The organism is Acetobacter aceti (assembly GCF_002005445.1).
GTDB lineage: Bacteria > Pseudomonadota > Alphaproteobacteria > Acetobacterales > Acetobacteraceae > Acetobacter > Acetobacter aceti_B.
The window spans coordinates 363761-387382 of the sequence record NZ_CP014692.1 but is presented as its reverse complement, the minus strand read 5'-3'; the positions used below and the strand labels follow the sequence as shown (position 1 = coordinate 387382).

General features: G+C 59.6%; 25 protein-coding genes. 10 read left to right on the top strand and 15 right to left on the bottom strand.

Translation table 11 applies throughout. The features are described 5' to 3' along the window. Positions 1-28: 28 nt before the first annotated feature. Positions 29-967, top strand: a complete 939-nt coding sequence (locus tag A0U92_RS01780; RefSeq protein ID WP_077811741.1) for a Tim44 domain-containing protein — start codon at positions 29-31, stop codon at positions 965-967. A 212-nt stretch (positions 968-1179) separates the two neighbouring features. Here the strand turns inward: A0U92_RS01780 and A0U92_RS01775 are convergent, their stop codons facing one another. Together A0U92_RS01775 and A0U92_RS01770 are read right to left on the bottom strand one after the other, a co-directional pair. After that, positions 1180-2004 carry a nitroreductase family protein gene (locus A0U92_RS01775; protein ID WP_077811740.1) on the bottom strand — a complete coding sequence of 275 codons (825 nt, stop codon included), beginning with the start codon at positions 2002-2004 and terminating at the stop codon, positions 1180-1182. Next, complete coding sequence (locus A0U92_RS01770) at positions 2001-2258, bottom strand: putative hemolysin (RefSeq protein ID WP_187668831.1); 258 nt, start codon at positions 2256-2258, stop codon at positions 2001-2003. Before A0U92_RS01770 ends, A0U92_RS01775 begins: the two co-directional genes overlap by 4 nt. Positions 2259-2553: 295 nt before the next feature. Between A0U92_RS01770 and pstC the strand changes: the two genes are divergently transcribed. The 7 genes from pstC (at position 2554) to pstS (ending at position 9100) form a co-directional block, all read left to right on the top strand. Continuing rightward, complete coding sequence (gene pstC / locus A0U92_RS01765) at positions 2554-3567, top strand: phosphate ABC transporter permease subunit PstC (protein ID WP_077811739.1); 1014 nt, start codon at positions 2554-2556, stop codon at positions 3565-3567. A 1-nt stretch (position 3568) separates the two neighbouring features. After that, positions 3569-4459, top strand: coding sequence for a phosphate ABC transporter permease PstA (gene pstA, locus A0U92_RS01760; RefSeq protein ID WP_077811738.1), 891 nt, complete (start codon positions 3569-3571; stop codon positions 4457-4459). A 4-nt stretch (positions 4460-4463) separates the two neighbouring features. After that, entirely contained in the window at positions 4464-5255 is a 792-nt protein-coding gene (gene pstB / locus A0U92_RS01755; RefSeq protein WP_077811737.1) for a phosphate ABC transporter ATP-binding protein PstB, read from the top strand. Between the two features lie 13 nt (positions 5256-5268). Next, positions 5269-5967 (top strand): phosphate signaling complex protein PhoU, encoded by a 699-nt coding sequence (gene phoU / locus A0U92_RS01750; RefSeq protein ID WP_077811736.1) that lies wholly within the window; start codon positions 5269-5271, stop codon positions 5965-5967. Positions 5968-5975: 8 nt separating this feature from the next. Further along, positions 5976-6686 carry a phosphate regulon transcriptional regulator PhoB gene (phoB, locus tag A0U92_RS01745; protein ID WP_077811735.1) on the top strand — a complete coding sequence of 237 codons (711 nt, stop codon included), beginning with the start codon at positions 5976-5978 and terminating at the stop codon, positions 6684-6686. Between the two features lie 30 nt (positions 6687-6716). Beyond that, positions 6717-7895 carry a sensor histidine kinase gene (locus tag A0U92_RS01740; protein WP_077811734.1) on the top strand — a complete coding sequence of 393 codons (1179 nt, stop codon included), beginning with the start codon at positions 6717-6719 and terminating at the stop codon, positions 7893-7895. A gap of 188 nt (positions 7896-8083) precedes the next feature. Then, a complete protein-coding gene (gene pstS / locus A0U92_RS01735; protein ID WP_077811733.1) occupies positions 8084-9100 on the top strand; it encodes a phosphate ABC transporter substrate-binding protein PstS in 1017 nt (338 codons plus the stop codon). Between the two features lie 231 nt (positions 9101-9331). Here the strand turns inward: pstS and A0U92_RS01730 are convergent, their stop codons facing one another. Then, complete coding sequence (locus A0U92_RS01730) at positions 9332-10768, bottom strand: glycosyltransferase family 2 protein (protein WP_187668830.1); 1437 nt, start codon at positions 10766-10768, stop codon at positions 9332-9334. Positions 10769-11009: 241 nt separating this feature from the next. Here A0U92_RS01730 and A0U92_RS01725 point away from each other — a divergent pair, with 241 nt between their 5' ends. Further along, positions 11010-12353: a DUF763 domain-containing protein gene (locus A0U92_RS01725; RefSeq protein ID WP_077811730.1), complete on the top strand. Its 1344-nt coding sequence runs from the start codon at positions 11010-11012 to the stop codon at positions 12351-12353. A gap of 578 nt (positions 12354-12931) precedes the next feature. Here A0U92_RS01725 and rplS read toward each other — a convergent pair. The 9 genes from rplS to A0U92_RS01680 form a co-directional block, all read right to left on the bottom strand. Beyond that, positions 12932-13327 carry a 50S ribosomal protein L19 gene (rplS, locus tag A0U92_RS01720; RefSeq protein ID WP_077811729.1) on the bottom strand — a complete coding sequence of 132 codons (396 nt, stop codon included), beginning with the start codon at positions 13325-13327 and terminating at the stop codon, positions 12932-12934. Then, positions 13324-14052 (bottom strand): tRNA (guanosine(37)-N1)-methyltransferase TrmD, encoded by a 729-nt coding sequence (gene trmD / locus A0U92_RS01715; RefSeq protein ID WP_077811728.1) that lies wholly within the window; start codon positions 14050-14052, stop codon positions 13324-13326. Before trmD ends, rplS begins: the two co-directional genes overlap by 4 nt. Then, positions 14049-14588, bottom strand: a complete 540-nt coding sequence (rimM, locus tag A0U92_RS01710) for a ribosome maturation factor RimM (protein WP_077811726.1) — start codon at positions 14586-14588, stop codon at positions 14049-14051. The genes trmD and rimM overlap by 4 nt, the downstream gene beginning before the upstream one ends. Positions 14589-14618: 30 nt before the next feature. Then, a complete protein-coding gene (rpsP, locus tag A0U92_RS01705; protein WP_077811725.1) occupies positions 14619-14972 on the bottom strand; it encodes a 30S ribosomal protein S16 in 354 nt (117 codons plus the stop codon). Positions 14973-15015: 43 nt separating this feature from the next. Then, a complete protein-coding gene (ffh, locus tag A0U92_RS01700; RefSeq protein WP_077811724.1) occupies positions 15016-16428 on the bottom strand; it encodes a signal recognition particle protein in 1413 nt (470 codons plus the stop codon). Positions 16429-16592: 164 nt separating this feature from the next. Beyond that, a complete protein-coding gene (locus A0U92_RS01695; protein WP_077811723.1) occupies positions 16593-18053 on the bottom strand; it encodes an NAD-dependent succinate-semialdehyde dehydrogenase in 1461 nt (486 codons plus the stop codon). A gap of 108 nt (positions 18054-18161) precedes the next feature. Further along, positions 18162-18932 (bottom strand): exodeoxyribonuclease III, encoded by a 771-nt coding sequence (locus A0U92_RS01690; RefSeq protein WP_077811722.1) that lies wholly within the window; start codon positions 18930-18932, stop codon positions 18162-18164. 120 nt (positions 18933-19052) lie between these two features. Further along, positions 19053-19394 (bottom strand): iron-sulfur cluster insertion protein ErpA, encoded by a 342-nt coding sequence (gene erpA / locus A0U92_RS01685; protein WP_077811721.1) that lies wholly within the window; start codon positions 19392-19394, stop codon positions 19053-19055. A gap of 162 nt (positions 19395-19556) precedes the next feature. Next, the gene (locus A0U92_RS01680) at positions 19557-19895 is read right to left on the bottom strand and encodes a P-II family nitrogen regulator (protein ID WP_077811719.1); all 339 of its coding nucleotides are present in this window, start codon (positions 19893-19895) and stop codon (positions 19557-19559) included. A 214-nt stretch (positions 19896-20109) separates the two neighbouring features. Between A0U92_RS01680 and A0U92_RS01675 the strand changes: the two genes are divergently transcribed. Then, the gene (locus A0U92_RS01675; protein ID WP_077811718.1) at positions 20110-21339 is read left to right on the top strand and encodes a UbiH/UbiF/VisC/COQ6 family ubiquinone biosynthesis hydroxylase; all 1230 of its coding nucleotides are present in this window, start codon (positions 20110-20112) and stop codon (positions 21337-21339) included. Between the two features lie 211 nt (positions 21340-21550). Here A0U92_RS01675 and A0U92_RS01670 read toward each other — a convergent pair whose 3' ends face one another. From A0U92_RS01670 to A0U92_RS01660, 3 genes are all read right to left on the bottom strand, one after another. Beyond that, a complete protein-coding gene (locus tag A0U92_RS01670; protein WP_077811717.1) occupies positions 21551-21841 on the bottom strand; it encodes a hypothetical protein in 291 nt (96 codons plus the stop codon). Positions 21842-22036: 195 nt separating this feature from the next. After that, entirely contained in the window at positions 22037-23116 is a 1080-nt protein-coding gene (gene hisC / locus A0U92_RS01665) for a histidinol-phosphate transaminase (RefSeq protein ID WP_077811716.1), read from the bottom strand. Then, the gene (locus A0U92_RS01660; RefSeq protein WP_077811715.1) at positions 23113-23622 is read right to left on the bottom strand and encodes an ankyrin repeat domain-containing protein; all 510 of its coding nucleotides are present in this window, start codon (positions 23620-23622) and stop codon (positions 23113-23115) included. Before A0U92_RS01660 ends, hisC begins: the two co-directional genes overlap by 4 nt.

The window sequence follows — 23622 nt, the reverse complement described above, 5'->3', positions numbered from 1 at the left end:
ATTTACCGGAGACTGACCCCTGACTCTCATGAAGACTCGCCCCGTTCTGACGACAGCGGTGGTTCTTGCGCTCTCCCTCGCATCGTTCTCAGGCATTGCGGACGCGCGTCCGGGCAATGGCGGCTCCATGGGAAGCCGTGGCAGCCGGACATGGTCCGCCCCCGCTCCGACCCGGACCTCGCCCTATGGTGCGGCCCCGATGGAGCGTTCGATCGCCCCCCAGCAGGCGCCCGCTTACGGAAACAATACTTACGGCGCACCAGCCTATAATAACGGCATGATGCGGCAACCGTCGCGCCATCCCTTTCTGACAGGCTTTGCCGGTGGACTTCTGGGCGCAGGACTGTTTGGCCTGATGTCCGGCCATGGTCTGATGGGCGGCGTCCATGGGCTCTTCGGGTTTATCGGCCTTCTGATCCAGATCGCTCTGGGTGTTTTCCTTGTGCGCTGGCTGTTCGGCCTGTTCATGCGCAGACAGAACGGCGGCATGTCCAGCGGTCATGGTGGTGGATTTGCTCCGGCACGGAACGCTGGCCCTCTCTCCTCCGGCAATCAGCGCACCATCCAGATCGGCTCGCAGGATTATCAGGCTTTCCAGCAGCTTCTGCTGAACGTGCAGGCCGCCTGGACGCAGCAGAACATCCCGGCCCTGCAGGGCATGGCGACGCCGGAGATGGTCAGTTACTTCAATCAGGAACTGGCAGGGCTGGCGAGCCGTGGAGAACGGAACGTCGTGTCTGATGTCCGTTTTCTTCAGGGCGATCTGTCTGAAGCCTGGTCTGAAAACGGCTACGACTACGCCACGGTGGCGCTGCGTTACAGCCTGATCGACCTGACAACCGACATGATGGGGCGTGTGGTCAGCGGCAGTTCCGCCGACCCGGTCACAGTGACGGAGCTGTGGACGTTCGTGCGTCCGTCATCCGGTGGTGGCTGGCTTCTGTCCGCCATTCAGCAGACACGCTGAACACAGCCTGTCAGGAGCCGGTTCCGAAGAGATCCGGCTCCCGAGTGCATTATGTCGACCTCGACTTGTTCACAGAACAGGCGAAACGGCTTTTCAGGGCTTTGTCCGAACCCTGCAAAAGGACACAGCCCCCCTTGATCCCGGCTTGTTAAAACAGAAGGGAAGCGACAGTCTCGGCTTCTCTTCTGTCTAAGCACTCCCCCCCGGCGACGTTACCGCAAACCAAATCCCTGCTTTTCCAGAACATCCCGCAGTCGTTCGCGCCCATGCAGCGCCTTTGGGGATTCCAGACGCGGCAATGTCGCATCCACCCAGCGCTTCCCGGGCAGACCTTCCGCTTTCTGGAAAGCGGCATACATATCATTATAGTGAGCAACACTCTCCTGCTCGCCTGTCGCATCATACTGTTCCCGATGCAGCACGACCGAGGGAGCAAGACGGGGCTTGATATGCGCCGGTCTGGTCGGGTCAGGAAAACCGACACTCAGGCCGAACGCAACGGCTGTCAGGGGCGGCAGATTGAGTTCTTTCGCCACAGCCTCGCTGTTGTTGCGCATTCCACCGAGATAGACGACGCCAAGACCGGCAGCCTCAAAGGATGCGACAGCGTTCTGCGCGGCAATGCCCGTATCCACCGCGCCGACCATGAATGTGTCGAGATACTCCAGATTCTCCGTCGATTTGCCTTTGGCGTCACCGATCCGTTTCAGTCGCCCGAAGTCGATCAGCCAGATCAGAAGCAGCGGCGCCTGCCGGATATGGGCCTGATTGCCAGCCAGCGTCGCCAGCCTGTCCTTGCGAGCCTGATCCTCGACCGCCACCACGCTCCAGATCTGCATGTTGCTGGAGGACGACGCCGACTGCGCGGCGGCGATAGCGGCTTCCAGCGCTCCTTCGGGCAATGGCGTGTTCAGGTAGGCGCGCACTGTGCGATGGGCCATGAGGCTTTCCGTGACCGGATCGGACGTCACGAGTGGAACAGGCACTCCGCTCCCGTAGCGTTCTTCCCAGAGTGCTTTAAATCGGTCGTTGCTCATTGAGTGTCACTTCCTCCCACTGGCTTGGAATGGTCGCGGCGGAACAGCGCCCACTCCTCCATGGACGTGCCGTCCGGTAAATGGCAGATGCCGTGGACGCCATCCGGTCCCTGTTGCAATTCGAGACGACCGCCGATTTTTTTACAGTAAACCGAAGCCGGGTTGGCCATGCCGATCCGGGGCGCCTTGTCTGGCCGCCCATCGGCACAGGCTGACACTGTCCCGACCAGCAGCGCCGCTGCTCCTGTTGTCATGATTTTCCGATGTGTCGCCATACTGACTGTATCCCAGCTGTCACGCCATTTGTCCTTCATCATACGACATGAGCGGAGCAGGAGAAAATCGTAAAGGAATCTATTTTCGCGAGATCATATGCTCATTAAAAATACATCTATCCGCAAAGGTGAAGTGAGGGGAAAGGCCGGTCAGCCGGGCTTTATGGAAAAGACGAAATAAAAATGTCATGAACCCTCATGTCATTCCACGGTTGCCCGGTTGATGACCGTTCAGTAATGGTCGGGCCGTATCAGAGAGCGGAGCGCCTGATCCATGAACGGTATAGCGCGGACGGCTGGAACAGTTTCCGGAAAGCCGCCGGAAAACACAGAAGCGCACGAGGCGGTGCTCGAAGCCGGATCGAGCCTGAGTGGAGATTCCATTTTCCGCTGGATGGTGACGGCAGCCGGTGTGGGTGTCCTGCTGCTGCTTGGCGGGATCATTATCGTCATGATCGGCGGAGGAGTGCAGGCGTTCGGGACATTCGGACTGTCCTTTTTCACAACATCCGTCTGGAACCCTGTTACCCAGCATTTTGGCGCGCTGGCTCCCGTCTTCGGCACGATTGCCACAAGTCTGATCGGCCTTGTGGTCGCGGTTCCGCTCGCCTTCGGCGCGGCGTTCTGGCTGACCCAGATGGCCCCCGCCCGTGTGGCGGCGATTGTCGGCATGGCCGTACAGCTTCTCGCGGCGGTCCCCTCCATCATCTTCGGTATGTGGGGCTTTTTTGTTATCGTGCCGCTGATCGCCCGCTATGTGCAGCCCACCCTGAGCCACTGGTTCGGTCATATTCCGGCTATCGGTGCGCTGGTCGCCGGCGCACCGTTCGGCACAGGCCTGATGACCGGCGGCCTCATCCTCGCCGTCATGATCATGCCGTTCGTCACAGCCGTCATGTGCGATGTCTTCACGTCCATTCCGGCAGTGCTGAAGGAAAGCGGCTTCGGCCTGGGCGCCACGCGCTGGGAAGTGATGCGCAGCGTCATCCTGCCATGGTCCAGAAGCGCTGTCGTCGGCAGTGTCGTCCTCGGCATGGGTCGTGCGATGGGCGAGACGATGGCGGTCACCTTCGTGATCGGCAACGCGAACAAGATCGGCTGGTCCCTGTTCGCACCGGGTAACACCATCGCCTCCCTGATCGCTCTTGAGTTCCCCGAAAGCCCGGCAGGCAGTGTCAAGCTTTCGGCGCTGATGGCGCTGGGTGCGATCCTGATGGGACTGTCCTTCATTGCATTGGCGATTTCCCGTGTTCTGCTGGGCGTATCCGGCAAGAAGGAAGGGCGGTGAAATGACTCGGACGAACGAAACAATGCAGCCTGTGGTGACCGATGGCTGGAAAGTGGACGGTTCGCTGGCATTGCGTCGCCGGATTATGGATCGTCTGGCGACCGCGCTCAGCATCGGCGCCACCTCGATTGCCCTGATCGCCCTTGGTTCCATTCTGTTCACGCTGGTCGCACGGGGCGCAGGTGGTCTGTCGCTGGTCACCTTCACGCACTCGACAGCTTCCCCGGGACTGAACGGCGGTCTGGCGAACGCCATCGTCGGAAGCCTGATCCAGACATTCGTATCGATTCTCATCGGTGCGCCGATCGGCATGATGTGTGGCATCTATCTGGCCGATTATGGACGCGGCTGGATGGCCAGCACCACGCGCTTCGTCTCGGACATGCTGCTGTCCGCTCCCTCGATCCTGATCGGCCTGTTCATCTATGAACTGGTCGTCGTGCCGACAGGGCAGTTTTCCGGCCTTGCGGGCTCGCTGGCTCTGGCGATTCTGGCGCTCCCGATCGTGGTGCGCACGACCGAAGACATGCTGCGTCTGGTGCCTGTGTCCCTCCGGGAAGCCGGCATCGGGCTGGGCGCGTCCAAGTGGCGGGTCATTCTCTTCATCTGCCTGCGTGCGGCCCGCACAGGTGTGCTGACCGGCGTGCTGCTGGCGGTGGCCCGTGTGGCCGGTGAGACGGCTCCGCTCCTGTTTACTTCTCTCGGCAATCTGGACTGGTCCGTCCGTCTGACCCAGCCGATGGCCAGCCTTCCGGTCACCATTTACCAGTATGCAGGGTCCGCGTTTGACGACTGGGTCCAGCTTGCATGGACCGGTGCGCTACTGGTCACGCTGGGCGTCCTGATCATCAATATTCTTGTCCGTGTCGGCTTTGGCCGCAAGGGAGCATAAACGAATGACCACCCAGACAGGCAACGGACAGGCTGCGGCGGAAAAACCGGCTATTTCCGTAAAGTCGCTCGATTTTTACTATGGAGAGCACAAGGCCCTCCGCAACATCTCCATGGATTTCGCCCCCCGCAAGGTCACCGGCATGATCGGTCCTTCCGGCTGCGGCAAATCTACGCTGCTCCGTGTTCTCAACCGGATGTATGATCTGTATCCCGGCCAGCGCGCCACCGGCGAAGTGTTGTTTGACGGCCGCAACGTCATCGGTCAGGGCATTGATCTCAACCGGCTGCGCGCCCGTGTGGGGATGGTCTTCCAGAAACCCACGCCGTTTCCGATGTCGATCTATGACAACATCGCCTTTGGCGTGAAACTGCACGAAAAACTCTCCCGCTCCGAGATGGACGGTCGGGTCGAGGATGTGCTGCGCCGCGTCGCCCTGTGGGCGGAGGTGAAGGATCGCCTGAAAGCCTCGGCGACCGCATTGTCCGGCGGTCAGCAGCAGCGTCTCTGCATTGCCCGCACGATCGCCACCCGTCCCGAAGTCGTCCTGCTTGACGAACCGACAAGCGCTCTCGACCCGGTCTCCACGGCCCGCATCGAGGAACTGCTTGATGAACTCAAGAAAGAGTTCACGATCGCCATTGTGACGCACAATATGCAGCAGGCGGCGCGTTGCGCCGATCAGGTCGCGTTCTTCTATCTTGGTGAGCTGGTGGAAATGGACAGCACTGACCGCATGTTCACCGCTCCGAAAGAAACCCGGACGCAGGATTACATCACCGGTCGATTTGGCTGAGGAGAGCAGGGCGATGACTGAATCCACGCATACCGTCAAAAGCTACGAACAGGAACTTGAACATCTCGGCAGCCTGATGGCGCGCATGGGAGGTCTGGTCGAGCGCCAGACAGCGCAGGCCGTCAAGGCCGTAGTGGATGGTGATGAGGAAGCCGCTCTCGAAGCGCCCGAACTTGATCCGGAAGTCGACGAGCTGGAGCGTGAGGCGGAAGCTCTGGCCATCCGTATTCTCGCCCTGCGCTCGCCTATGGCAGTCGATCTCCGCACGATTGTCGCCGCCCTCAAAATCACCGGGGATCTGGAGCGGATTGGCGATTACGCCTCCTCCATTGCGCGTCGCGCCATGAAGCTCGAGTCGGAAGGCAATATCTCACTGGTGGGCCTGCGGAATATGGGACATCTGGTGCAGAACAATCTGCGCCGCGCCATTGATGCCCTGACGACCAAGGACCGGGATGGGGCTGTCGCGGTCTGGCAGTCCGATACGGCGGTCGATGAGCTTTATACGGCGATGTTCCGTGAACTGATGACCTATATGATGGAAGATCCCCGCAATATCGGGACCTGCATCCATCTGCTGTTTGTGGCGAAGAACCTTGAGCGCATCGGCGATCATACGACCAATATCGCCGAGCGTGTTTATTATGCCGTGACAGGCGAAATGCTTCCTGCCGTCCGTCCCCGTGGCGGTCGCAGTTATCCTGCTTCCTGAGGAACACGATGTCAGAGACATCCGCTAACAGTGGATTGCGTATCCTTGTCGTGGAGGATGACCCTGCCCTGCAGGTCATGCTGCGCTATAACCTCGAAAAGCAGGGATATCGGGTCGAAGTGGCCGGAGATGGCGAGTCTGCGCAGACTGCCTTTTCCAGCTTCCGTCCGGCTCTGGTCCTGCTGGACTGGATGCTTCCCGGCGGAGTGACCGGACTTGACCTTTGCCGTCGTTTCAGGGCCGCGCCGGGTGGCCACGAACTGCCGATCATCATGCTGACAGCTCGAGCCGAAGAGACGGATGCGATCCGTGGACTTGAGACCGGTGCTGATGACTATCTGACCAAGCCGGTCAGCATGGCGACTCTGGAAGCCAGAATGCGGGCGCTTCTGCGCCGGACACAGACGCCTGCGGAAATGCTGGCGTTTGAGGACATCGTGCTGGATCTGGTCAAACACCGCGTGGAACGCGGCGGCCGCTCCGTCCAGCTTGGCCCCACGGAGTTCCGGCTGCTTGAGTTTTTCATGCGCCGCCCGGGGCGGGTCTTTTCACGTGAGGAAATCCTGCGTTCGATCTGGGGCGAGAACATCCATGTCGAAATCCGCACAGTGGACGTGCATATCCGGCGGCTCCGCAAGGAGATCAACGGGCCTGACGAGAAGGATCTGATCCGCACAGTACGGTCGGCCGGTTACGCGCTGGATAGCGAAGGCGAATAATATCCCGGCATTTTTCGGATATGACGACGCATGACGGCGGCAGAAATTGCAGCCTGTCTGGTTCCCGTCTGGCTGACAGGCAGCTTCGCCGGCTGGTTCATCCGGGGGCGCAGCCTGTCCCGCATGCTGCCGGGAAGCGTGCGGGCCCGGCGGGAAGAGGTCGGCACATCCTCGGTGTCCCTGGAAGAAGTGCTCGACCTTCTTCCAGAAGCCGCCGTTCTTCTGGATGGCCACGGCGCGCTCCGTTTCGCCAACATTGAAGCTCGTGAAGCGTTTGGCGATACGCTCGGCACGATCATGCGTTATCCGGACGTGTTTTCCTCCATGCGGCACCTCAATGGCGTCACGGTCAAGGCCAGCGCCGAGTTTGTGCTGACGGTGCCGGTACGGCGTGTCGTGCGGGTCGATCTTCGTCTGCTGCCCGAAGTGCTGGCGACCGGACCCGCGCACATTCTGGCTATTCTGACAGACTGTTCAGAGCGTGACGCTGTCGAGAGAATGCGTTCCGATTTTGTGGCTTATGCGAGCCACGAGTTACGCACACCTCTCACAGCGCTGATCGGATTCATTGAAACCCTGCGCGGACCAGCCGCTGACGATCCTGCCGCGCAGCAGCAGTTTCTGGCGATCATGGCGGGCCAGGCGCACCGGATGCAGCGTCTGATCGAGCAGTTGCTGGAGTTGTCCCGCGCCGAGATGCTGGAGCACCGCAAACCACGGGGCAGCATGGACGCAAAACATGTCATCGAGCTTGTCCGCGATGAACTGAGCAGCCTGTGTGCTGCAAAACATGTTCAACTGGAGACAGAGGTTGCGGACATCCCTGTTCCCGGAGATCAGGAACAGATTATCCGGGTCATTGTGAATCTCGTCGAGAACGCCGTGAAATATGCAGGCACGGATGGACGTTCCGTGAGAATTTTATTGTCCGCCGGGCAAAAGGTCCTGCTTGGCCGTCCCGGCGTGGTGTTTGTTGTCGAGGATAACGGCGTTGGTATCGCCGAGGAGCATCTGCCTCGTCTGACCGAGCGTTTCTACAGGGTCGAGGGACATCGCAATGCTCCCGCCTCGGGTTATGGTCTGGGACTGGCCATTGTCCGGCATATCGTGGATCGGCATGACGGGTGTCTGGAAATCAGAAGCCGGATCGGGCATGGCACGCGGTGCGAGGTCTGGCTGCCCTCCGGACGGGAAGCTCCCCGAATATGAATGCGGCATACAAGCCCTGTACAAGCCGGATACCGACTTTCCTGCAGTCTGGCAAAGACGGGACATCGGTGCCAGTCTCCGGCCTATTGTCATCAAGACATCATTTTCCCTCACGGGTTGCGTGAGGTAGAGCGATGCATGAGCGGCCTTGCCCCCTCGGCTGCTGCGCTATTTCAATGGAGTTGGGAATGCTCAACAAAACCCGTTTTCTCACCGCTCTTCTGCTGACGGCTGCGCCGGTCATGGCGCATCAGGCATGTGCTGCCGATATCACAGGTGCTGGTTCCAGCTTCGCGGCGCCGATCTATCAGGCATGGGGTGACGGTGCGAAGTCGGCAACTGGCGTTTCCCTGAACTATCAGAGCGTTGGTTCAAGCGCTGGCCAGAATCTGGTGACAGCCCGTACGGTCGATTTCGGCGCGTCCGACGCCCCGATGGCTGACAGCAAGCTGACATCTGCCGCTCTTTATCAGTTCCCGACCGTCATCGGCGGCATCGTGCCGATCGTCAATGTTCCGGGTATTGCTTCCAATCAGCTGAAGCTGACAGGCGCCGTGCTTGCGGACATCTATCTCGGCAAGATCTCCAACTGGAATGACCCGAAGATCGCAGCTCTCAACCCGGGCGTTTCTCTTCCGGACGTTGCCATTGCTCCTGTGCATCGCGCTGACGGTTCCGGCACGACCTTCGTGTTTACATCCTATCTGACCAAGATGTCCGCTGACTGGAAAGATCAGGTCGGCGCAGCCACATCGGTTCAGTGGGCTGGCGGCGCTGGCGCCCGCGGCAATGACGGTGTTGGCTCTTCTGTGCGTGCGACCGAAGGTGGCATTGGTTACGTCGAGTATGCCTATGCACGCCGCAACAGCATCCCGACCGTCCAGCTTCAGGACAAGGATGGCGAGTTCGTCACTCCGGATCTCGGCAGCTTCTCCGCAGCGGCTGCTTCGGCTGACTGGGACCATGCCCCGCACTTCGCTGTCGATCTGCTGAACGGCGCAGGCAAGAACGTGTGGCCGATCGTTTCCGCAACATTCGTGCTGGTTCCGACCAACCCGAAAGACGCTGGTCGCGCCGAGGCTGTTTACAAGTTCTTCGACCACTCCTTCCGCACCGGCGACGCAACGGCTCAGAAGCTTGACTATGTCGCTCTGCCGGAAAGCGTGAAGCAGAAGATCGAAGCTGGTTACCCAGGCAAGAAATAAGACTTTGACGGACCGCTCCGGGCTTTGGTCCGGGGCGATTGCGGAAAAGGGTTTTCTGCCTGTCTGTCGGGTGTCTTGCTGCGGCACGAACACCCGACAGCACGGACAGCCGGTTGCAGGACTTTACCCTGAGTTCCTTACAACAAGACGCATGTCCCACTACCCCAGTTATTTTTAGTTCGGTCATACCGCAGGGCGGCATCACTCTTCAGTCCCCGCTCGATTGAACGGTCAGATCCAGCTGATGGCTCTGCCGTGCTCTTCCTGCGTCAGTTCGGCCCGGCATGTTTCTGGCAACGTGCTGAAAGCCAGCATGAAATCGTCACAGGTCATCCTGTCCCTGTTGCTCCGGAGATAGTGGAAAAAATCCTCCCTGTTCTCAAGGGATCCCGGACAGGCGGAGAGCATTGGTGGATGGTAGGATTTCATGACCAGACGATACTGTTCATGATGTCCCCATCCCTGGCTGTCGGCTGACACCTGCCCTCCCTCCTGTAGAGGCGCAATGGCAAGATATCGCTGCTTGCGCGGAGCGCGCAGTGTCCAGCTCTCGACAGCGTCGTTCTTCTGCAGTGCGTATGTGAAAACGGTCCGGGCGACAGGATCCCCCTTGATCCGGAACGGGACACTTGAGATGTGTCCACCCTTTTCGTTGAACAGGTAAACAGTCCACGGCGAATCAGCATAGATCGCCGCGGAGAGCGGCTGGGTGCCGTCTCCCATCCCCGGGCGAGCCAGCACCGCACGCGCATCCGAGGCATCAAGGGAGAGCGTGTGACATCCCTCCCGTCTGATCGTGAGATACCATGCCGCCGCCGGATTGCCGTAAGGCAGAAGACGCCCACCTGAAATATTCTGAAGATAATGATTCAGGCAGGCTTCCCGAATGCGGGCCAGAATGGCGTTTGCTTTTTCAACAATCTCCGGACGTTCATGCCCGGAGATCTCGTTGCGATTGAAATGATCCCAATAAGCCGTGGAGTTTTGCAGATCGGAACCGTAACGCTTCCGGATGCGATCGATATAATGTTCCATGGAACGAACGAGGTAATGATTGACGCAGGCTCCCGCCCAGACAATGTCCTTTGTGTTGATGGGTGATGGAACCGGATGGCCGACAGCATTGGCGTAACGCTCATCATGCAGCCGAAAATAATGAGGATTTTCGTATGTGAAGGTATAATCTTCCGGCCTTATAAAAACCTTTCCGATCTCACAGTCCTTGAAATCCGGTTTGCAATGCGCTGTGTAAGCTTCATAGGCCGGAATACGTGGACGGAGGACACGCCCGCTGCTGCCATAGAAGCGCCAGTTCAGCACGACGCCGTTGAAATCGGAAAAATCCTCCAGAAACTCGGAAAGACTGTTGGCTTTCTCCAGAGAGACATATTCGTCGCCATCCAGACACATGATCCAGTCATAGTTCCCCCTCGCCTTCCAGCAGGCTTCTTCATAGGAGGTTGTCTGACGATAATAAAAATCTGCAATAGCTTGAGTATTCGTACGATGAAGTTCAATATTATAGACTTCGGAAACAATTTTTAGAAACTCGAAAGTGCCGTCAGTCGAGTGGTCATCATAGATGAATATCTTGTCCACACCGAGAGCCAGATGCCAGGAGATCCAGCCAGCAATATCCTGTATTTCGTTCTTTACGAACAATGCCAAAGCGATTTTCACGGAGTATATTGACGACCCAGATTGAGAGATTGACCGAGATATATCGTTAAGGAAATTTTTCCAAAAGCCGTAGAAGTGTTAAAAGTTATAAACGCGGTTTCATGGAAGGACGCAAGCCTCCACACCGGCAGAGGGAGAAAACCAGAGCCGGACAGACATCGCCCGCAGAGATAAAATGTTACAAAAATCTTTTAAAAATCGAGCACATTCCAGAACAGGATGAAATGACATGACGCGTCGGTCCGGAAGCGCTGATATGCCACTGCATGGCGGGCGCGTGCCGCAATGGCTTGCGGATCGCATGAGCAGTCTGGGCGCCGTGATTGCGCAAGCCATTATTCACCATTATGGACGCGACGAATTCCTGCGCCGTCTGGCTCATCCCTTCTGGTTCCAGTCTTTCGGCGCTGTCATGGGTATGGACTGGCATTCTTCCGGCATCACAACGAGCGTAATGGGCGCTCTCAAGCGTGGACTGGCCCCTTTGTCGGGAGAACTGGGCCTGCATGTCTGTGGCGGGCGCGGTCGGCATTCACGTCATACGCCCGATGAGCTGACCGCTATAGCGGACATGACCGGACTGGATGGCGCGGCGCTCGCCAGAGCCAGCCGCCTGGTCGCCAAGGTGGATAGCGCTGCGGTTCAGGACGGCTTTGACCTGTATCTGCACAGCTTTGTTCTGGCGGATGATGGCCGCTGGGTGGTTGTCCAGCAGGGAATGAACGGAGAGAGTCGTTATGCCCGTCGCTATCACTGGCTGTCTGAAGGGCTGACCAGCTTCGTTACCGACCCCCACAGCGCCATTGATGGGAAACCGCTTGGAAATATCGTTAATCTTGCGGACAGGCGCGCCGACAGGAGTCGTGTCGCCCAACTGGATCTGCTGCGTGATCTGGGACCGGACAAGGTAATCCGTGAAGTGTCGGCGCTAAGAGCCGCGGACCGGGATACAGCGGAACCGAGCGGACCTGAGCAGGGCCTGTTGCCGCATCTGGTAATGCCTGAACATCACGACGTGAGATCAGGCGACGTGATGATCCGCCGCCTGCATGGCGCCCTTGCCGCAGCGGCGGATCGGGGGCCTGAGGATTTTCAGGATCTTCTGCTGACCCCTGGGGTGGGCGCGAGAACCGTGGAGGCGCTGGCCATGGTGGCGGAAGTTGTGCACGGAACGCCCTGTCGTTTCGCTGATCCGGCCCGGTTCTCCATGGCGCATGGAGGCAAGGACCGCCACCCCTTCCCCGTGCCGACAGACGTGTATGACCGCACGATTGCCATGCTGAAAGGAGCCGTGGAACAGGCGCATCTGGGAAATGATGAACGGCTGGATGCGATCAGAAGGCTGGACGCTCAGGCGCGGCGTCTTGAGCAATGGGTCACGGGACCGTCACTGGATGAGCATATTGCGACTGAAAAAGCGCGCTCGCATGAGTATGGAGGCCGAAGTGTGTTTGGCTGGGAGCCGGCATCGAAGATGAAGACCGTACGACGACCCCAGACTCTGGCAGACAAGGCTGGCCAAACCACGGCTGAGAAAAAACGCAGACCGCCCCGCTTTGCGCTGACTTCCTGAGAACAGAAGCAAGGACGCTCCGCTGCCTGATCCGTCATGAATGGGTGGAGAGAGTGACTTTCCGGATGTCGCGTCAGTCAGACTTTGCTGCGTTGTTGTTCTGTCGCTGTGAAATGCTGATCATCCGGGCTTCGGTCGGGCTCATTCAGTCAAAACTATGTATGGCTGCTGAAGATATCCAACCAGCATCCACCTAAAAAGGAACTGTTAAGCCGTTGTACGAACACTGTGTCCTGAAAACATCTTCCATGGCAGGCTGCAATGAGCACAGTGAGTCCCGGCGCCCCTTGTCACCGACAAGGCGCGAGCCGCTGACGATGATGACTATGATTCAGAAACAACAGAACGCCCCGGCTTCCTCCTGAGAAGAATCCACATCATCTTTTGTAAGGAAAGTGAACGTTTCCTGTGTGGGAAGAGGTTCAGAAACGCCACAACACGATGCAGGTCATTCCCCGCGACCGCATGGCGCGTCGTCACATCCATCAGTCTTGACTGATGAAACGCTTTGAAATCAGCGTTGGAAGCCTGTCTGTCCGGGAGTTCCTAAAAATCTCCCGGACAGACCCTGAACAAGATCAGGCGCTGGCTTTTGTCTTGGCAGCCGGAGCTGTGTCACGGGGACGCTCGGCGATACGAGCGGACTTGCCGCTACGGCCACGCAGATAATACAGCTTCGCGCGACGGACCTTGCCGCGACGGACGACTGCGATTTCGGCAAGCGTCGGCGCATAGAGCGGGAATACACGCTCCACGCCTTCACCATTGGAGATCTTGCGAACTGTAAAGTTGCTGTTCAGGCCCTTGTTGGAGCGGGCGATGACAACGCCTTCGTAAGCCTGAACGCGCTCGCGCTCGCCTTCCTTCACGCGGACGGACACGCGGACGGTGTCGCCAGCCTGAAACTCAGGAACTGCACGAATGGCGGTGAGGCGGGCGATTTCGTCGGCCTCGTACTGCTGGATGATGTTCATAGGGACTGTCCTTCCTGAACGGATGGTCTGGAACTGTGCGACAGATGGGCTGCCCACAGGTCGGGCCGACGCTCGCGCGTGACCCGCTCGGATTGTTCGCGCCGCCAGCGGGCGATGGCCGCGTGGTTTCCGGACAGGAGGACGTCCGGCACCGAGCGGCCCTGCCATTCGGCGGGGCGGGTATAGTGAGGATATTCAAGAAGACCGTCGGAAAAGCTTTCCTCGACACCGCTTTCCGCAGAGCCCATGACGCCGGGCAGCAGACGCACGCAGGCGTCCAGCAGCACCAGCGCCGCCGTCTCCCCACCCGAAAGCACATAATCCCCGATCGAGACCTGCTCGATGGAACGTGCTTCCAGAACGCGCTCGTCCACACCTTCGTAACGCCCGCAGAGCAGGGTCACGCCCGGCCCCATCGCGTAACGACGGATATCGGCCTGGGCCAGCGGACGACCACGCGGAGTCAGGTAGACGCACGGAGCGCCATCCTGCCGTGAGACGGAGTCCAGCGCCGTGTCCACCACGTCCGCGCGCATCACCATGCCCGCACCGCCCCCGAAGGGTGTGTCGTCCACGGCGTTGTGACGTCCGAGCCCGAAGGCCCGCAGGTCGCGCACATCGCAGTTCCACGTTCCGTTTTCCAGCGCCCGACCGGCCAGTGACTGGCCGAGCGGTCCCGGAAACATCTCGGGGAACAGGGTGAGGATCGTCGCCGTCCAGCTCATGCCCCAGCGCCTTTTGCCGTTTTCTCTTTCGGTGCGTGCTCCTCCTCACCGATCACCTCAACCGGTCGCACGATGGTCATGCGACGATTGGGAAAATCTATTTCAGGCACACACACTCTGGAGAACGGCAGGATCAGGCCGGTATCGAGCTCAAGGCTCGTTCCAGCGCCATAATCATGCACTGTGACAACCCTCCCGATCGAAGCGCCATCCTCCACAGCCTCCAGACCAAGCAGGTCACTGTGATAGAACTCGTCCTCGTCCGGCTCGGGCAGCACGTCACGGCTGACATAGAGCTTGCGGTTGACCAGCGCCTGCGCCGCCGTCCGGTCGGCAAGCGGCTTTCCCTGCGCGTCGCGCAGTTCCGCCACACCGCCCGAACGCCAGCTCAGAGTCCAGCGCTCGCCATGATCGTCCGTGAGCACGCCATAGGAGACAAGCGAAGCCTCATCGGTGGCGGAGCTGTGCACATGCACAAGCCCGCGCACACCGTGCGGCCTCCCTATAACTCCGATCTGGATGCGTCCGTCTGTCATGGCGAAAAAGCGTCTTCCGGTCTTTCAGACTCAGGCTGCTGCAGCTTCAGCAGCGGCGGCAGCGGCTTTCGCACGGGCCTGGGCCTTTTTCTTCGGCGCAGCCTGCTTCGGCTGCTCGTTCCAGGTCGGCTTGGCGATCAGGCCGGCATTGCCGAGGAAGCGGGCAACGCGGTCGGTCGGCTGAGCGCCCTGGGACAGCCAGTGGGTGATGCGCTCGTTGAGCAGCTTCACGCGCTCTGCGTGGTCGGACGGCAGCATCGGGTTGTACGCGCCAACCTTCTCGATGAAGCGACCATCGCGTGGTGAACGGCTGTCAGCGATCACGATGTGGTAGTAAGGACGCTTCTTTGCACCAGCGCGTGCAAGGCGGATTTTAAGGCTCATTCAACTACTCCGGTAAAGCCAGAAAAGGTAAGAAGGGGACAGGTCAGCCGAAGGGAGGCCGGCCACCGGGACCACCGGGGAAGCCGCCGGGACCTCCCGGCATGCCGCCCCCGGACATGAGCGCGGAGGCCTGCCGCATCAGGCCTTTCAGCCCGAGCTTGTTGACCCGCTTCATCATGGTGGACATGTCATCGAACTGCTTGAGCAGCTTGTTGACGTCCTGAACTGTGGTTCCAGACCCGGCGGCGATACGCTTCTTGCGCGACGCCTTGATGATGTCCGGCGTCTTGCGTTCGCCCTTGGTCATGGAGGAAATGATGGCCTGATGCTTCTTGAAGATCGTGGTGTCGAGTTTCTTCTCGTCCACCATGTCCTTCATCTTGCCCATGCCCGGCAGCATCCCGAGGATGCCCGAGATCGAGCCCATCTTCTGGATCTGCCTGATCTGCGACGCATAGTCATCGAGATCGAACTTGCCGGCCATCATCTTCTTGGCCAGCCGCTCTCCCTCTTCCTGATCGAGCGTATCGGCTGCTTTCTCGACCAGTCCGGCGATGTCACCGAGGCCGAGGATACGGCCAGCAACACGCTCCGGATGGAATTCCTCCAGCGCGTCCAGCTTTTCGCCCGAGCCGGTCAGCTTGATCGGCGCGCCGGTGATCGCACGCATGGAGAGTGCTGCGCCGCCACGGGCGTCACCATCCATACGGGTCATGACAACGCCGGAAACGCCAACGGCCTCGTTGAACAGCTTGGCGGTGTTGACGGCGTCCTGACCCGTCATCGCATCAACGACGAGCAGCGTTTCAGCCGGGTGCGTAACGTCACGGATCTGACGGACTTCATCCATCAGCGCTTCGTCGATGGACAGACGGCCCGCCGTGTCGAGAATGACGACGTCATACCCTTCGCGACGCGCCGTATCCATCGCGCGACTGGCGATCTCGACCGGCGTCTGGCCTGCGACAATCGGCAGCGAGGCTACCTTCGCACGCTCGGCAAGCTGCTGGAGCTGGAGCTGGGCGGCAGGACGCTGCGTATCGAGCGAAGCCAGCAGCACCTTCTTGCGCTCGCGGGTCGCGAGACGCAGGGCGATCTTGCCGGACGTCGTCGTCTTGCCCGAACCCTGCAGACCGACCATCAGGATCGGCACCGGCGGCGCTGCATTGAGGTTCAGGGGAACAGCGCCCGCGCCACCGAGGGCGTCGATCAGCGCGTCATTGACGATCTTGGCGACGGCCTGACCCGGAGAGATGCTTTCCAGCACCTCCGCGCCGACCGAACGTTCCTTGACCTTGTTGACGAAGTCCTTGACGACCGGCAGCGCGACGTCCGCCTCCAGCATCGCCAGCCGAACCTCGCGCATGGCCTCCGCAACGTCGGCCTCGGTCAGCGTGCCACGCTTGCCGAGATCGCCAATAACGCCGGAAAACTTGTCGGACAGAGATTCGAACAAGAACCGTTTCCCCAAAAGAATACGCGCCACTGCGCGAACACTCGCGATGTGGCGTGACTTATATGTAAAGCAGGCTCCTACGCGCCGGAGCGCTCGGAGTCAAATGGAATCACGTCGGAAAAGCGGGCAAGGATTAAAGCCGCTGCCCTCTCCAGATCAGCTGATCAGAGTTTCAGACCCGCCATATGGAGCGCCTTGACCTCAAGGAATTCCTCAATACCTTCGGCACCACCTTCACGACCAAGACCTGACTGCTTCACACCGCCAAACGGCGCACATTCCATCGACACCATGCCCGTGTTGACGCCCACCATGCCGTATTCAAGCGCTTCACCCACACGCCATGCCCGGCTCATATCCGTCGTGAAGAAGTAGCTGGCCAGACCAAACGGTGTGTCGTTGGCCTTGCGTATGGCTTCCGCCTCATCACTGAACTTGAAGATCGGCATCAGTGGACCGAACGTCTCCTCGCTGAACACACGCATCTCGGTTGTTACGCCTTCCAGCACAACCGGGGTGGCGAAGTTGCCGTTCGTCTCCAGCGGCGCGCTGACATAGCTGGCTCCCTTGGACAGGGCGTCCTCGACATGTTCGCGGACTTTTCTCACGGCGCCTTCATTGATAAGCGGCCCCATCGTCACGCCTTCCTCAAGCCCGTTACCGACCTTGAATCTGGCGACCTCCTCCTTCATGCGGGCGACGAACCGATCGTGGATACCGTCCTGCACAAAGATCCTGTTGGCGCAGACGCAGGTCTGTCCGGCATTGCGGAACTTGCTGGCCAGAGCGCCGGCAACAGCCGTTTCCAGATCGGCGTCATCAAAGATGATGAACGGCGCGTTGCCGCCAAGCTCCAGACTCAGGCGCTTGATGGTGTCGGCTGACTGGCGCATCAGCAGCGCGCCGACATGCGTGGAACCGGTGAAGGACAGCTTGCGCACGACCGGGCTGGAGGTCAGTTCGGGACCGATTTCCTTCGCATCGCCGGTCACAAGGGAGAACAGACCTTTCGGCAGACCGGCGCGCTCGGCCAGCACGGCCAGCGCCAGCGCGGAATAAGGCGTCAGTTCGGACGGCTTGAGCACCATGCTGCATCCGGCGGCGAAAGCCGGACCGCATTTGCGGGTGATCATGGCGTTGGGGAAGTTCCACGGCGTGATGGCGGCGGTGGTGCCGACCGGCTGCTTCACGGTCAGAACACGGCGGTCCTTCTGCGGCGGCGTGATGACAGCGCCGTTGATCCGGCGGGCTTCTTCCGCGAACCATTTGATGAAAGTCGCGCCGTACTTCACCTCGCCCTTCGACTCGGACAGGGGCTTGCCCTGCTCGACTGTCATGATGAGCGCCAGATCGTCGGCGTTCTGCAGGATCAGGTCGTACCACGCCATCAGTATGTCGGCGCGCTCGTCAGGGCTGGTGGTCTTCCACTTGCTCTGGACCCGATCCGCGGCTTCGATCGCCCGTTGGGTCTCTGCCGCCGTGCAGGCCGGAATCGTTCCGATCACTTCGCCTGTCGCCGGATTGGTGACAGACAGCGTCCTGCCGGAGGACGACGTCATCCATTCGCCCGCAATATAGGCCTGTTCACGGAAGAGAGACGGATCGGAAAGATTGGCAATGCCCATGATGGACCTCCAGATGAGCGGCGCTCTGTTGAGATGCTGGCTTTTATATCACCGCTGTCGGTATGACATCACGCCAGTCAGATCAAACTTTCTGAGGCCGGAAGGTTTTCAGTCCAGTGAGATCATGACCGGAACATGATCGGACGGCTGGGTCATCGCCCGCTCCGTCTTGTCCGGCTCCGCCCTGACAAGACGCTCGGCCACAGCTGGCGACAGCAGGAGATGGTCGATGCGGAGCCCCAGATCGCGGTTAAAGGCGCCGGCCTGATAGTCCCAGAACGTATAGATCGTATCGTCCGGATGAAGGGCGCGCACGGCATCCGTCAGGCCCAGCCAGAGCAGACGCCGGAAGGCGGCACGGCTTTCGGGGCGGACAAGCGCATCCGTGGCAGACAGCGCGCCTGGCGCAAGGTCCCGATCTGTCGGGCAGACATTGTAATCACCGGCAAGAATGAAATCCGTGCCCACCCGCAGCATGGTTTCCGCATGACGGGCTAGCGCATCGAGAAACTCAAGCTTTCCCATGAAGCCGGCTTCACCACCGGAATTGCCATTAGGGAGATACAGGTTTCCCACTGTCAGCGAGTCAAGCCGCACTTCGATATAACGCGCCGGCGGCTCAGGATCGCCCAGACCCGGCAGACTCCGGGCCAGAACCTCAACAGGACGACGGGAGAGAACGGCCACGCCGTTGTAGGATTTCTGGCCGACGCAGTGAGCGATGTAACCGGCTTCCTCAAAGACCGAAGCGGGAAACTGATGATCCTCGCACTTGATTTCCTGCAACAGAAGCAGGTCCGGCTCGTTGCGCTTCAGCCAGTCGAGAACAAGTGTCTGGCGCTGGCGGATGGAATTGACATTCCAGGTCGCGATTTTCATGGCGTTATGGCGGCCTTGTGAACCGGGTATGCGGACTGACCTGCATCCGCAGGTCCGATGGAAGGCCGCGCTGTCGTCCTGCTGTGAAGGGAACAGGTCACGGCGGAGGAAACGAGGACTTCAGGCGAGCGAGAAGCTCGTACCACACCCGCATCCGGACGCTGCGTTGGGGTTTTTCACCGCAAAATGCGCTCCCATCAGCTTGTCGACAAAGTCGAGTTCTCCACCATTCATCAGGTCCAGACTGACCGGGTCAACCACAACACGCACGCCATGAGTGGTCACGACAAAGTCATCCGGTGATGTTTCCGGGTCGAGTTTGAACTCGTACTGAAAGCCGTTGCATCCTCCCGCCGAGACGGCGACGCGCAGGGCTGACGAAGACTCGGCAGCACCCTTCGTGGCGATAATTTCAGCAATCCGTTTGGCGGCGGCGTCGGAAACCGTGAAGCTCTGGGTCATAAGAAGATAATGGGTCGCCGAAGCGTTAATGTGAAGAGGAACAATAGCGACTGGACTTCACAACAGCATAATCGATGGCACATCCTCCCGCGGCATCAGACGGGTCATCCGTCCGACGCCTGCCGAGGACTGTCATCAGCAACTGTCCGTGTCGAGGCTGCCTTAAAGCGCCTCGTCCCCACTTTCACGAGTACGGATACGCACTACACGGTTGAGATCACTGACAAAGATCTTTCCGTCACCGATTTTCCCGGTGTGGGCGGACTGAAGAATGGCCTCGACCACCTGATCGACGAGCGCGTCAGATGTTGCGATTTCAATCCTGATCTTCGGCAGAAAGCTGACGTGATACTCTGCGCCACGATAAATCTCGGTCTGGCCTTTCTGGCGACCGAAACCTTTGACTTCAGACACGGTCAGCCCCTGGATTCCCAGCGGCGAGAGCGCGTCGCGGACGTCGTCGAGCTTGAAGGGCTTGATAATAGCCGTGACGAGCTTCATCCCAGTTCCTCTTTAAATCACCACAAAATTCACAACGATGCCGTAATGGCTTTGCCAAGGAAGCATATTGTTTCCTTCCTGTCACGTCATATGGATAACATCGCTCGGGATAGCTCGAACGCGCAAAGCATGTCATGAGTTCCACAACAGGGATCAGGCTGTTTTCTACGTGCGCCGGTCCGGCATAAATTGTTGAATTCATGGAGGCCTCGGTATGTCCAGCATGACGGAACAGGGCGCGGGCGAAACAGTCACGGACGTCGCGGTCTGCATCATCGGTGCGGGCCCGGTAGGGGCCACTCTGGCCTGCCGTCTTGCCAGGGACGGAGTTCCTGTGGCCGTCGTGGACCGGGCCGCTCTCCCGCCTATGGAGAATCCGGAATTTGACGGCAGGGCTTACGCGATCGCCGCCGGTTCGAAAAAGCTTCTGGAAGCAGCCGGCGTCTGGGACCACCTCCCGCAGATTGCCTGCCCTATCGAGGACATTCTCGTCACGGACGGCAGACCGGGGCAGCCTCCCTCCCCGTTGTCTCTTGAATTCACCCGTGAAGACTCGGCGCAGCCCTTCGGCTGGATGGCGGAAGCCCGCGCCCTGCGCGTGGCGCTGAACGCAACCCTGCACAATTCCCCGCTGGTGACGGTACTGGCGCCCGCAGAGGTCTCGATCGTGCGGAACGAAAATGGCGTGACAGTAAAAGCCACGGATGGCCGCACCTTACGGGCGCAACTTCTCGTGGCCGCAGATGGCCGTGGAAGTCGGACCCGCTCTCAGGCCGGGATTCCCATCACGAAACTTGCCTACGGCCAAAGCGGCATCGTCTGCGCGATCGCTCATGAACACCCGCATGACAACGGAGCCCTCGAGCATTTTCTGCCCGGCGGCCCTTTCGCCCAGCTCCCCATGACCGGGACAGCCGAGCATCCCTATCTTTCAGCGATTGTCTGGAGTGAGAAGGATGCAATGGCCCAGCGAATCGCAGCCCTCCCGGAAGAGCAGTTCAAACGTGAGCTGAAGCGTCGCATCGGTGACCGGCTGGGAGACGTCACGCCTGTCGGACGCCGGTGGGTCTACCCGCTTGCCGCGCAGTATGCCCACCACTACACCGCCACACGTCTTGTGCTGGCTGGCGACGCCGCGCACGGCATTCACCCGATTGCCGGACAGGGTCTCAATCTCGGTTTCCGGGATGTGATCGCACTCTCGGACATTCTGCTGACCGCTTATGCCAGGGGGGAAGACCTCGGCAATCCGGCGCTGCTGTCCTGCTATCAGGCGCGGTGCCGTCCTGCCAACATGATGATGTTTATGGCGACGGACGCCCTGGATCGCCTGTTCAGCAACGATAATCCGGTGCTGCGTCTGGCAAGAGATGTCGGAATTGCGACCGTTCAGCGGCTGCCCCGTCTGCGCAAAGCGTTTGTCAAACACGCGATGGGCGTCTGATACCAACGGGCCGTCTGTCCCGCCTCATTTTCTGCGAGAGAGCGCGGGAGAGCTACCCCGCATACGAATCATTCCCCGGCAGATATAACCTGTCGTCGTAGAAACAGAAAAGGTCCGGGGGAAACCGGACCTTTACGGCATGCCGGCGCCATGGACAGCCGACATGCGAGCGACGCCCTCAGGCGCCGCTCCACAGAAAAGATGAAGTCGTTCAGCCTGTCAGGTCTGAACGGATACGACTACGTGGACGACGGGACGCATCGCCCGTGCGTTCAGCAGGACGCTGCGTCCGGCTGTCGGTCGTAGACTTCAGAGCCGGAGCGGCAGTCAGTTCGGCCTCAAGCTGAGCGATACGCTTGCGCACGCTGTCACGCAGAGCAGGAGCCGTGTGCGACTTCATGGATGCCAGCGTTTCCTTGAGGTCACGAAGCTGCTTCTGCTTCTCGGCAAGAGTACGGCGGATCGGCTGATTATCCGAAAGCTGGCCGTGAAAAGCACGCATGTTTCAAAACCCAATCAGGCAGGACAAAGGTTACCCTCCTATCTGGAGGACAGATTTTAACAAAAAATGAAAAAACAGACGCTCTCACCTGTTCTTTACGACTGACCAGCCCTGCCGACGGGTCAGAACGACAGACGTGAGAGGGGTGTCTGTTTCCTGATGGCGGGTGAAGCGTTCAGGGAATGAAAGTCGGCGTTAAACCGACGACTGATCATTTCTGTGCAGGATATCCTGCAACGCCTTCACCAGTGCTGCACATTGTGCATCAGTTCCGACCGTGATCCTGAGCCAGGATGATGTTCGCGGGCCTTTAAGATGGCGCACGATAATCGCCCTTTCTCTCAACGTGGCCGCCAGCATGGCAGCCTCACGATCGTGATGCCGAGCGTAAACAAAGTTGGCGCTGGAAGGCAAGACCTCAAAACCAAGCTCCGCGAGAGAGCCGGTCAGAACCGTCCGGGTCGTCATCACCTTGTTGACGCATTCGGCAAGCCATTCTTCATCTTCATAGGCCGCCAGAGCGCCGGCCTGCGCCAGACGATCAAGCGGGTAGGAATTGAAGCTGTCCTTCACGCGGACCAGCCCTTCGATCAGGGCAGGATCGCCGACAGCAAAACCGACACGCAGGCCAGCCAGCCCCCGTGATTTGGAGAATGTCTGGACCACCAGAAGATTCGGATAACGACTGACAAGTGAAACAGCGGATTCAGCGCCGAAATCCACATAGGCTTCATCAATCAGCACCACCCGGTCCGGATGCGCAGCCAGCAGTTTTTCGATGTCCCCAAGCCCCAACGCAATCCCCGTTGGCGCATTGGGGTTGGCCAGCACGACGCCACTATTCGGCCGGTTGAAGTCCCCGATCCGCACACGCAGCCCGTCATCGAGCGGAATGGTCTCGAACGGAAGTCCATAAAGACCGCAATAGACCGGATAAAAACTGTAGGTCACATCGGCGAACAACACAGGCTCGCCGTGATTGAAGAACGCCTGGAATGCGTGCGCCAGAACCTCGTCAGAACCATTGCCCACGAACACATGATCCGCCGTCAGACCGGATCGTTTCCCAATGGCTTCGCGCAAAGCGACGGAAGCAGGGTCGGGATAGAGCCGGAGCGTCTCACTGTTTGCCGCCTGCATGGCTGCGATCGCCTTGGGCGAGGGACCATAGGGGCTCTCATTGGTGTTCAGTTTGATGAGATTCGTCAGGCGTGGCTGCTCACCGGGAACATAAGGCGTGAGACGGTGAACCAGCGGACTCCAGAAACGGCTCATGAAGAGATTCCAAAAAGAGTGAGCATATCGGGGTGCCCTTGCGACACAGCCATTTCACGGGCGCTCTGGCCCTCGCCATCCTTCCGGTCAGGATCAGCCCCGGCCTCAAGCAGATAGCGCGCCATATCCGTGCGTCCAAACATGACGGCGAACATCAGCGGCGTGCGGCCCACGCTGTTGACGGCATCCACAGCCGCACCATGTGCAATCAGGATCTCGGCAATTGCACGATCTCCCTTGAACGCCACGCCCGCCAGCGCCGTCGCCCCCTTGGCGTCCGTCCTGTCAACGGATGCACCGGATTCGAGTAACTGCTTCACCGTCTCCCCGCGCCCGTTATAAGCGGCCAGAATCAGCGGGGTGTAACCCTTGTCGTTCGTGACATCCGGGCTAAGGCCCGCCGCGATAAATTCACACACGAGATCTGTCTGGCCGTCGCGTGCAGCTTCAAGGAACAGGGTTTCGATTTCCGCCTGATCGAATGTCTCGCCATCATGTTCCGGCAT